The sequence below is a fragment of the Streptomyces sp. NPDC012794 genome (genome assembly GCF_042901085.1).
Taxonomy (GTDB): domain Bacteria; phylum Actinomycetota; class Actinomycetes; order Streptomycetales; family Streptomycetaceae; genus Streptomyces.
Window position 1 is genome coordinate 59,049 of the sequence record NZ_JBIBCI010000024.1, and the last position, 9,972, is coordinate 69,020.

The 9,972-nt window shown below is 71.4% G+C and carries 12 protein-coding genes; 8 read left to right on the plus strand and 4 right to left on the minus strand.

Annotated elements, in window-relative coordinates; translation table 11 throughout:
• Nucleotides 1-277: 277 nt before the first annotated feature.
• From ACFY7H_RS30530 to ACFY7H_RS30540, 3 genes are all read left to right on the plus strand, one after another.
• Complete coding sequence (locus ACFY7H_RS30530; protein ID WP_388944720.1) at nucleotides 278-1,414, plus strand: GAF domain-containing sensor histidine kinase; 1,137 nt, start codon at nucleotides 278-280, stop codon at nucleotides 1,412-1,414.
• Nucleotides 1,407-2,090 (plus strand): response regulator, encoded by a 684-nt coding sequence (locus ACFY7H_RS30535; protein ID WP_388944723.1) that lies wholly within the window; start codon nucleotides 1,407-1,409, stop codon nucleotides 2,088-2,090. The genes ACFY7H_RS30530 and ACFY7H_RS30535 overlap by 8 nt, the downstream gene beginning before the upstream one ends.
• Before the next feature lie 127 nt (nucleotides 2,091-2,217).
• Nucleotides 2,218-2,463 (plus strand): chaplin, encoded by a 246-nt coding sequence (locus ACFY7H_RS30540; protein ID WP_388944746.1) that lies wholly within the window; start codon nucleotides 2,218-2,220, stop codon nucleotides 2,461-2,463.
• A gap of 111 nt (nucleotides 2,464-2,574) precedes the next feature.
• Here ACFY7H_RS30540 and ACFY7H_RS30545 read toward each other — a convergent pair whose 3' ends face one another.
• Complete coding sequence (locus tag ACFY7H_RS30545) at nucleotides 2,575-3,348, minus strand: hypothetical protein (protein WP_388944726.1); 774 nt, start codon at nucleotides 3,346-3,348, stop codon at nucleotides 2,575-2,577.
• A 133-nt stretch (nucleotides 3,349-3,481) separates the two neighbouring features.
• On the opposite strand from ACFY7H_RS30545, the gene ACFY7H_RS30550 reads away from it, so the two are divergent.
• From ACFY7H_RS30550 to ACFY7H_RS30565, 4 genes are all read left to right on the plus strand, one after another.
• Nucleotides 3,482-4,282 carry an ABC transporter ATP-binding protein gene (locus tag ACFY7H_RS30550; RefSeq protein WP_388944729.1) on the plus strand — a complete coding sequence of 267 codons (801 nt, stop codon included), beginning with the start codon at nucleotides 3,482-3,484 and terminating at the stop codon, nucleotides 4,280-4,282.
• 76 nt (nucleotides 4,283-4,358) lie between these two features.
• Complete coding sequence (locus tag ACFY7H_RS30555; RefSeq protein ID WP_388944731.1) at nucleotides 4,359-4,787, plus strand: NfeD family protein; 429 nt, start codon at nucleotides 4,359-4,361, stop codon at nucleotides 4,785-4,787.
• An 85-nt stretch (nucleotides 4,788-4,872) separates the two neighbouring features.
• Entirely contained in the window at nucleotides 4,873-5,847 is a 975-nt protein-coding gene (locus ACFY7H_RS30560; RefSeq protein ID WP_388944733.1) for an SPFH domain-containing protein, read from the plus strand.
• 96 nt (nucleotides 5,848-5,943) lie between these two features.
• Nucleotides 5,944-6,714 (plus strand): sulfite exporter TauE/SafE family protein, encoded by a 771-nt coding sequence (locus ACFY7H_RS30565; RefSeq protein ID WP_388944750.1) that lies wholly within the window; start codon nucleotides 5,944-5,946, stop codon nucleotides 6,712-6,714.
• Between the two features lie 68 nt (nucleotides 6,715-6,782).
• On the opposite strand, the gene ACFY7H_RS30570 is transcribed toward ACFY7H_RS30565, so the two are convergent.
• From ACFY7H_RS30570 to ACFY7H_RS30580, 3 genes are all read right to left on the minus strand, one after another.
• The gene (locus ACFY7H_RS30570; protein WP_042800736.1) at nucleotides 6,783-7,286 is read right to left on the minus strand and encodes an HNH endonuclease; all 504 of its coding nucleotides are present in this window, start codon (nucleotides 7,284-7,286) and stop codon (nucleotides 6,783-6,785) included.
• Nucleotides 7,287-7,434: 148 nt separating this feature from the next.
• The gene (locus tag ACFY7H_RS30575) at nucleotides 7,435-7,968 is read right to left on the minus strand and encodes a YbhB/YbcL family Raf kinase inhibitor-like protein (RefSeq protein ID WP_388944735.1); all 534 of its coding nucleotides are present in this window, start codon (nucleotides 7,966-7,968) and stop codon (nucleotides 7,435-7,437) included.
• Between the two features lie 40 nt (nucleotides 7,969-8,008).
• Nucleotides 8,009-8,791 carry a sporulation protein gene (locus ACFY7H_RS30580; RefSeq protein ID WP_388944738.1) on the minus strand — a complete coding sequence of 261 codons (783 nt, stop codon included), beginning with the start codon at nucleotides 8,789-8,791 and terminating at the stop codon, nucleotides 8,009-8,011.
• Between the two features lie 163 nt (nucleotides 8,792-8,954).
• Here ACFY7H_RS30580 and ACFY7H_RS30585 point away from each other — a divergent pair, with 163 nt between their 5' ends.
• Nucleotides 8,955-9,596, plus strand: a complete 642-nt coding sequence (locus ACFY7H_RS30585; RefSeq protein WP_388944741.1) for a DNA-3-methyladenine glycosylase — start codon at nucleotides 8,955-8,957, stop codon at nucleotides 9,594-9,596.
• Nucleotides 9,597-9,972 lie beyond the last annotated feature (376 nt).

The following is a 9,972-nucleotide window of genomic DNA, read 5'->3' on the forward strand; positions in this document are numbered from 1 at the left end:
GCTGACGGTGTCCTTATGCCTCCACTACGCAGCTTCGTAAGTGATGTGCGTCCTATGCCCGGGCTCACATCGGGCAGGTAACAGTCTCACCCAGAGTTGCGCTCGCAATTCAATACGTGAGCAAACTCCGACTCAAGGATGAGCCGAACGCCCCGGACCTCATCCCCAGGGCAGAGAGCCCGCCCCCGCACCCCCCGCCCGGGCCGGACGCCCTGGGGCCCGGGACCTACGCCCGACGCCCGATACCCCAGGTCAGGGCCGCCGGTACGGTGACCCCATGCACAACGGACCCGCTACGGGAGGACTGGCGGCCGTCAGCGCCGCGCTGCTCGCCATGAGCCGCCGGCTGGAGGTCCACGACGTCCTGCGCACGATCGTCGCCTCCGCCCGCGAGCTGCTGGACGCCCGGTACGCGGCCCTGGGCGTCCCGGACGACCACGGCGGCTTCGCCCAGTTCGTCGTGGACGGCATCAGCGAGGAGCAGTGGCGCCGCATCGGTCCGCTGCCCCGCCAGCACGGCATCCTCGCCGCGATGCTCCACGAGGAGACCCCCCAGCGGCTGGCCGACGTACGCGAGGACCCGCGCTTCGGGGGCTGGCCCGCCGCCCACCCCGAGATGTCCGGCTTCCTCGGCCTGCCCATCCGGGACGGGGAGGAGAACCTCGGCGCCCTCTTCCTGGCCGACAAGAACGGCCCCGGCGGCTTCACCGACGAGGACGAGGCGCTCCTCTCCCTCCTCGCCCAGCACGCGGCCATCGCCCTCACCAACGCCCGCCTCTACGAGCGCAGCCGCGAACTGACCATCGCCGAGGAGCGCTCCCGGCTCGCCCACGAGCTGCACGACGCCGTGAGCCAGAAGCTGTTCTCCCTCCGCCTGACGGCCCAGGCCGCCGCCGCCCTCGTGGACCGAGACCCGGCCCGCGCCAAGGGGGAGCTCCAGCAGGTCGCCGCGCTCGCCGCCGAGGCCGCCGACGAACTCCGCGCCGCCGTGACCGAGCTGCGGCCCGCCGCCCTGGACGAGGACGGCCTCGTCCACACCCTGCGCGACCACGTCCGCGTACTGGACCGTGCCCACACCGCGCGCGTCACCTTCACCTGCGACGGCGTACGGGCCCTGCCCGCCGCCCAGGAGGAGGCCCTGCTGCGCGTCGCGCAGGAGGCCCTGCACAACGCCCTGCGCCACTCCGGAGCCGACCGCGTCGACGTCACCCTCGCCCGTACCCCCGCGGGCGGCGCCGTCCTGCGCGTCCGGGACGGGGGCCGCGGCTTCTCCCCCTCCGCCGTCCGCACGGCCGGCCGGCACCTCGGGCTCGTCTCCATGCGGGACCGCGCGAGCGGCGCCGGAGGCCGGCTGGAGGTCCGCTCGGCGCCCGGTGCGGGCACCACGATCGAGATGGAGGTCCCCGGTGGCTGACACCCCCGGTCGCGGCCGGATCCGCGTCCTGCTGGTCGACGACCACCAGGTGGTCCGGCGCGGCCTGCGCACCTTCCTGGAGGTGCAGGAGGACATAGAGGTGGTCGGCGAGGCCTCCGACGGGTCGGAGGGCACCGACCGGGCCGAGGAGCTGCGGCCCGACGTGATCCTCATGGACGTCAAGATGCCGGGCACCGACGGCATCGAGGCCCTGCGGCGGCTGCGGGACCTGGGCAACGGGGCCCGGGTCCTGATCGTCACCAGCTTCACGGAACAGCGGACCGTGGTCCCCGCCCTTCGGGCCGGTGCCGCCGGATACCTCTACAAGGACGTCGACCCGGAGGCCCTCGCCGCCGCAATCCGCTCCGTGCACGCGGGACACGTACTGCTCCAGCCGGAGGTCGCCGAGACCCTGCTCGCGGCCCAGGACGACCAGAGCGGCCCGGGAGGACGCGGGGGAGCGCTGACCGACCGGGAGCGGGAGGTCCTCGGCCTGATCGCGGACGGCCGTGCCAACCGGGAGATCGCCAGGGCCCTCGTCCTGTCCGAGAAGACGGTCAAGACGCACGTCTCGAACATCCTGATGAAACTGGACCTCTCCGACCGGACCCAGGCCGCGCTGTGGGCCGTCAGACACGGCCTCACCGACTGGCCCGCCCACCGCCGCGCCAAGTAATGCGCTCAGCTGAGATTCATACGGTCGGGTGTATGTAGCCCACATGGCGTATCCCGGCCGGGGTGCGGCCGTTCTCCATGGCGTGCCGCGACGGCTGGTCGCGGCGGACGCACTGGAGGACGAGAACGTGAAGAACTTCAAGAAGGCCGCAGCCGTCACCATGATCGCGGGCGGCCTCGTCGCCGCCGGCGCCGGTGTCTCCTCGGCGCACGGCGGTGCGTCCGCGGAGGGCGAGGCCCTGAACTCGCCCGGCGTGGCCTCCGGGAACCTCATCCAGGTCCCCGTGCACGTCCCCGTGAACGCGGTCGGCAACGCCGTCACCGTGATCGGCCTGCTCAACGGCGCCTTCGGCAACACCGGCGTCAACGCCTGACCCGCGCCCCCACCGGCCCCGCTTCCCCCCTTCTCCCCGGGAAGCGGGGCCGTGCCGTTCCCTCCCGAGGCCCTTCCCGAAGATCGGGGGCCCGGGCACAACCGCCGGAGGCTAGCGCTCCTCCACCGCCGCGTTGTACGCCGCCACGAGCGCCCGCCGCGCCACCCGCTCCACCGGCCGCAGCGCCTCCGCCCGCGCCGCGATCTCCGATGCGGCCACCGCACCTCCGTGCCCGCGCTCGTACGCCAGCGACACCATCAGGTCCACCCGCTGCGCCAGCGCCAGCACCCGCACCGCCCGCGGCGGATACCCGGGCGCCAGTACCTCCCGCCCCGCCTCCGCCCGCGCCCGGTACGCCGACAGCGCAGCGTCCGCCACCGGCCCCGACGCCGACACGTCCAGCCGGGTCAGCACCACCGTCGCCTCGCGCAGCGCCTCGGCCAGCTCCCGCTCCGCCTCGCCCAGCGACGGCACGTCCGCCGGCGGGGCCTCCCGTACCGGCAGGCAGTGCCACACCACCGAGACGTGCACGTCACCGGCCGGGCCCGCCTCCGTGACCTCCGGCACCAGCCCCAGCGCGGCCCCCGCGCACACCACCGCCTCCTCGGCCTCCAGCGCCCGCGCGTTGAACTCCGGCGGCCCGCTCAGCCCCAGCGGATGCCCCGCCACCGGCAGCGCCACCCGCAGCCCGGACACCCCCAGCGCCCGCAGCCGGCCCAACGCCAGCGTGAGCCCCACCGGACCCGCCTCACCCGGCAGCCCCGACACCCGGTGCACGGCGTCCTCGCCCACGATCGACAGCGCGGCCTCGTCGGGCGAGACCAGACCGGCCAGCAGAGCGTTCCCCCAGGCGGCCAGCCGCCCTGAACGCGGTTCGAAAAGCATCCCCCCACTCTACGGATCGGCCCCCCGACCCGGCCTGGCGCCCGGAGCCCTCCCCGAGTGGCGTAGGTTTTCCCCTGGGGCTGCGCCTGCCGGCGCACAGAGAACCGTGACTGCAAGGGGTGACAACACGCTCATGAGCGATGTTCTGGAGCTGGTGGACGTATCCGTGGTCCGCGAGGGCCGGGCTCTGGTGGACCAGGTCTCCTGGTCGGTGAAGGAGGGGGAGCGCTGGGTGATCCTCGGCCCCAACGGCGCCGGCAAGACCACGCTGCTGAACCTCGCCTCCAGCTACCTCTTCCCCACCACGGGCGCCGCGACCATCCTCGGCAGCACCCTCGGCAAGCCCGGCAGCGACGTCTTCGAGCTGCGTCCGCGCATCGGCGTCGCCGGCATCGCGCTCGCCGACAAGCTCCCGAAGCGGCAGACCGTCCTGCAGACCGTGCTCACCGCCGCCTACGGCATGACCGCGACCTGGCAGGAGAAGTACGAGGAGATCGACGAGCAGCGCGCCCGCGCGTTCCTGGACCGCCTCGGCATGACCGACTACCTCGACCGCAAGTTCGGCACCCTCTCCGAGGGCGAGCGCAAGCGCACCCTGATCGCCCGCGCCCTGATGACCGACCCCGAGCTCCTCCTCCTCGACGAGCCCGCCGCCGGCCTCGACCTCGGGGGCCGCGAGGACCTCGTACGGCGCCTCGGCCGCCTGGCCCGCGACCCCCTCGCCCCGTCCATGGTCATGGTCACGCACCACGTCGAGGAGATCGCCCCCGGCTTCACGCACGTCCTGATGATCCGCCAGGGCAAGGTCGTCACCGCCGGTCCCATCGAGCTGGAACTGACCTCCCGCAACCTCTCCCTCTGCTTCGGCCTCCCCCTCATCGTCGAGCGCAACGACCACGACCGCTGGTCCGCCCAGGGCCTGCCCCTGCGCTAGGCCGTCTCTCAAGCGTCGCGCCGGCCGAGCCGTGCGCGCCCTGTCCGGCCGCGCCCGCCCGGCCTACCATGACCACGTGGACATCGACGCGTGGGTGTGGTGGCTCATCGGCGCGGTCGGACTGGGCATCCCCCTCGTCCTGACCGCCATGCCGGAGTTCGGCATGTTCGCGGTCGGCGCGGTCGCCGCGGCCGTCACCGCGGCCGTCGGCGGGGGAGTGGTGGCCCAGGTCCTGGTCTTCGTCATCGTGTCGGTCGCGCTGATCGCCGTCGTACGGCCGATCTCCAACCGCCACCGCGACCAGCGGCCCCAACACCGCAGCGGCATCGAGGCGTTGAAGGGCAGATCCGCCGTCGTGCTCGAACGGGTCGACGGCAGCGGCGGCCGCATCAAGCTGGCCGGCGAGATCTGGTCCGCCCGCAGCCTCGACTCGGACACCACCTTCGAACCCGGCCAGTCCGTCGACGTCGTCGACATCGACGGAGCGACCGCGGTCGTCATGTGAGCAAGCAGCCCACCCGCGGCCCCGGGGTCTGCGAGACTCCGTTCAACGGGGCAGCACAGACAGCCGGAAGGGCACGGGGAACCGCATGCAACCGATCATCATCGTCCTGATCATCCTGGTGGTACTGGTCTTCATCGCCCTGGTCAAGACGATCCAGGTGATCCCGCAGGCCAGCGCCGCCATCGTCGAACGGTTCGGCCGCTACACCCGCACCCTCAACGCGGGCCTCAACATCGTCGTCCCGTTCATCGACTCCATCCGCAACCGGATCGACCTCCGCGAACAGGTCGTCCCCTTCCCGCCGCAGCCCGTCATCACCCAGGACAACCTGGTCGTCAACATCGACACCGTCATCTACTACCAGGTGACCGACGCCCGCGCCGCGACGTACGAAGTGGCCAGCTACATCCAGGCCATCGAGCAGCTCACCGTCACCACCCTGCGCAACATCATCGGCGGCATGGACCTGGAGCGGACGCTCACCTCCCGCGAGGAGATCAACGCCGCCCTGCGCGGGGTCCTCGACGAGGCCACCGGCAAGTGGGGCATCCGCGTCAACCGCGTCGAGCTGAAGGCCATCGAGCCGCCGACCTCCATCCAGGACTCGATGGAGAAGCAGATGCGCGCCGACCGCGACAAGCGCGCCGCGATCCTCCAGGCCGAAGGCGTCCGCCAGTCGGAGATCCTGCGCGCCGAGGGCGAGAAGCAGTCCTCGATCCTGCGCGCCGAGGGTGAGGCCAAGGCCGCCGCCCTGCGGGCCGAGGGCGAGGCCCAGGCCATCCGCACCGTCTTCGAGTCGATCCACGCAGGCGACGCCGACCAGAAGCTCCTCGCCTACCAGTACCTCCAGATGCTCCCGAAGATCGCCGAGGGCGACGCCAACAAGCTCTGGATCGTGCCCAGCGAGATCGGAGACGCGCTCAAGGGCCTCTCGGGCGCCATGGGCAACTTCGGCCCCCTCGGCGGCGGTCCGTCCGGCTTCAACCCGCAGAACCCCGGCAAGCCCGCCCCCGGCGGCGACGGAACCGCCGAGCGCCGGGAACAGCCCCCCATCGACTGACGGCCGCCCCCTTTCGTGCATGATCGGTGAGGCCCCTCGACCTTCATGGCGGGGAGGCGACTCACTCACACAAAGGGGATGGCTCCGTCCATGTCCATGTCCGTCCTGGAATCGCTCGCGGTCTTCGCCGCCGGAATCGGCGCCGGCACCATCAACACCATCGTCGGCTCCGGCACCCTGATCACCTTCCCGGTGCTGCTCGCCACCGGACTGCCGCCGGTCACCGCCAACGTCTCCAACACCCTCGGCCTCGTGCCCGGTTCCATCAGCGGCGCCATCGGCTACCGCAGGGAACTCCAGGGCCAGCGCGCCCGCATCATGAGGCTCGGCGCCGTCTCCCTCGTCGGCGGCCTCGCGGGCGCCGTCCTGCTGCTGAACCTGCCGTCGGACTCCTTCGACACGATCGTGCCCGTCCTCATCGGTCTGGCCCTGGTGCTCGTCGTCCTCCAGCCCCGTCTCGCGGCGGCCCTGCGCCGGCGTCAGCAAGCCGTCGGCGGCGAGCCGGGCCGGGCCGACGGCGGAGCCGCCCTGCTCGCCGGCATGCTGCTCTCCAGCGCCTACGGCGGCTACTTCGGCGCCGCGCAGGGCGTCCTCTACGTCGGCCTGATGGGCCTGCTGCTGCACGAGGACCTGCAACGGATCAACGCCGTCAAGAACGTGCTCGCCGCACTTGTCAACGGCATCGCGGCCGTCTTCTTCCTCTTCGTCGCCGAGTTCGACTGGACGGCCGTGCTCCTCATCGCGGTCGGCTCCGCCATCGGCGGCCAGATCGGCGCCAAGGTCGGCCGCCGGCTTCCCCCGACCGCCCTGCGCGCCCTCATCGTCGCGGTCGGGATCGTGGCCATCGTCCAGCTGCTGCTCCGCTGAGCGACGTAGAGGAAATACGTCGCCCAGCGCGCCGCACACCCCGGCGGACGGGACGGTACGGGCAGGGCTCAGGCGGTGCGCGCCAGCCACTCGGGCAGCGCGTCCTCCCCGCCCACCCCCAGGGCGAGCAGCATCGCGTCCGCCGGGGACGGCACGAACGGCTTCCGCAGCAGCGGCATCCCCGCCTCCTCAGGCGTCCGCGCCGCCTTGCGGTGGTTGTCCTCGGCGCACGAGGCCACCGTGTTCAGCCAGGTGTCACCGCCCCCCTGAGCACGCGGCAGAACGTGGTCGACCGTCGTCGCGCGCTTCCCGCAGTACGCGCACCGGTGCTGGTCCCGGACCAGCACCCCCCGCCGCGACCAGGGAGCATGTCTTCGGAAGGGCACCCGTACGTACCTGCAGAGCCGGATCACCCGGGGCATCGGGAGCTCCATGGTCGCGGCGCGCACACGCAGCTCGGGGTGCGACTGTTCGACGACTGCCTTGTCCTGGAGGACCAGCACCACAGCCCGGTTCAGCGTCACCGTCGACAGCGGCTCGAAGCTCGCGTTCAGTACCAGCGTGTCCCGCATCTCGCCCACCTCCCGTGTGCAGGCCCGCGACCACCCTGGCGCTAGACCCGGAACCACTCTGGCCGCGCGCGCCACGCGGGACAACGCAATAAAAATGCCCGGTCCTGGCCTTCTTTAGACCAGGACCGGGCGAACACCGGAAGAACGCTCAGCCGGCCGGCGACTCGTACTCACCGATCAGCTGGGCGCGGCCCAGGGCGTGGAACCGGAGGTGGAAACCGACCGACGCCGGAGAGGAGTCCTCGTCCGTCCCCAACTCCTCGCGGTCAACCGCGTACACGGTGAACACGTACCGGTGCCGCTCCCCGCGCGGGGGCGCCGCACCCCCGAAGTCCCGGGTGCCGTAGTCGTTGCGCGCGTGCACGGCCCCCTCCGGCAGCCCCTCGAAGTCCCCGCTGCCCGCTCCGGCGGGCAGCGAGGTCACCGAGGCGGGGATGTCGAAGAGCACCCAGTGCCAGAACCCGCTGCCCGTCGGCGCGTCCGGGTCGAAACAGGTCACCGCGAAGCTCTTCGTCCCCTCGGGGAAGCCCTCCCACCGCAGCTCCGGCGAGATGTTGCCGCCCGTCAGCACCTGCGCCGCGGACAGCTCCGCCCCCGGCGCGATATCCGGGCTCGTCACGGTGAAGGTCTCCACCTCGGGGTGGAAGGCGTGGGGAAGGGGCGCCCTGTTCTGCTCGGCCACTGCTGGTCCTCCTGGATCGGATGAGGGGTACGGGCCGAGCCTAGAACCAGTTGCGCTGCGAACCGACCGAGGCGATCCACTGGTTCAGGTACGCCGCCCAGTCGGTCCCCTGGTACGACTGCAGCCCCACCTGGAAGCAGCGGTAGGTGTCGCTGCCCTCGCTGAACAGACCCGGCTTCTTGTCCATCTCCAGTACCACGTCCATCTCGTGCCCGTCCGAGACGAAGGTCAGCTCGACCTGGTTCAGCCCCCGGTACTGCGACGGCGGGAGGAACTCGATCTCCTGGTAGAAGGGCAGCGTCTGCCGGGTGCCGCGGATGTGCCCGCGCTCCATGTCCGCGCTGCGGAAGGTGAAGCCCAGCTGCCGGAACGCGTCCAGGATCGCCTGCTGCGCCGGCACCGGGTGCACGTTGATCGGGTCCAGGTCACCCGCGTCCACCGCGCGCGCGATCTCCAGCTCGGTGCTGACCCCGATGTTCATCCCGTGCAGCTGCTGCCCGCCGAAGTGGGTGACCGGCGTCTCCGCCGGGATCTCCAGCCCGAAGGGCACCACGTGGAGCGCGCCGGGCTGCACCTTGAAGGCACCCCCGAGGCGCTGCTTGGTGAAGACGACGTCCTGCTTGTACTCGCTGTCGCCGCCCTCCACCTCCACCCGCGCCTGGAGCCCGACGGAGAGCCCCTCGATCTGCTGCTCCACGGACCCGCCCTGGATCCGGACCTCGCCCTGGACGATCCCGCCGGGCACGACGTTCGGCTCGGTGATGACCGTGTCCACCGAAGCACCGCCGGCACCCAGGCTCGCGAACAGCTTCCTGAACCCCATGCTCAATCTCCCTATACGGATCTAAGACCTGGCGACTCTAAGAGGCGGTGACCAGACCTGCTGCGATCTGCCGCGCTCCGCGCTCCGCGGCGCGACCGCCCCTTACCACTGCGGAACCATAGGCCCCGGTTGCAGGAGCGCGCGTTCCACTACCCTCGACCGGATGAGCGCGCGCCCCGACCGTACGCCCCTGCCCCGGTCCTTCTTCGACCGCCCGGTCCTCACCGTGGCCCCCGACCTGCTCGGCCGCATCCTGGTCCGCCGTACTCCGGACGGCCCCATGGAACTGCGGATCACGGAGGTGGAGGCGTACGAGGGCCAGACCGACCCCGGCTCCCACGCCTACCGGGGCCGCACCGCCCGCAACGCGTCGATGTTCGGCCCGCCCGGACACGCGTACGTCTACTTCATCTACGGCATGTGGTTCAGCCTCAACCTCGTCTGCGGCCCGCCGGACCATGCGAGCGGGGTGCTGCTGCGGGCGGGGGAGGTGACGATGGGCGCCGAGCTGGCCGCCAAACGTCGGCTTTCAGCCAGATACCCGCATGAACTGGCCAAGGGTCCGGCCCGCCTGGCCACGGCCCTGGACGTGGACCGCTCCCTCGACGGCACCGATCTCTGCGCGGGCCCCGATTCCCCCCTGTCCCTCCTCGCCGGCACCTCCACCCCGCCCGACCTGGTGAGCAACGGCCCCCGCACGGGGGTGGGCGGTGAGGGCGCCGCCCACCCCTACCGCTATTGGATCACCGGCGATCCGACCGTCAGCCCGTACCGGGCCCACGCGCCGCGCCGCCGCGCAACTTGACTCGATCTTGGGAGACGCCTAACGTAGCCCGAGCCGTTGGAACGGAGCACTGCCTTCAGCAGACCCCGAGCGGCCAAACCACTACCTGCGACTCACCCCTGGCGGGGTCCTATTCGGCGTGCCCGAATTCCCTGCCGACCGGCTCGATTATGAGCCGGGAGGGAAAAGCGTTAACGTAGTGACCACGCCGAAAGGAAAGCGCGAAAGCGCAGGACCTGGAAAGCGCCGAGGAAATCGGACCCGAGAGAGTCTGGTAGAGTCGGAAACGCAAGAACGAAGAGCAGAACGAAAGCCCGGAGGAAAGCCCGAGAGGGTGAGTACAAAGGAAGCGTCCGTTCCTTGAGAACTCAACAGCGTGCCAAAAATCAACGCCAGA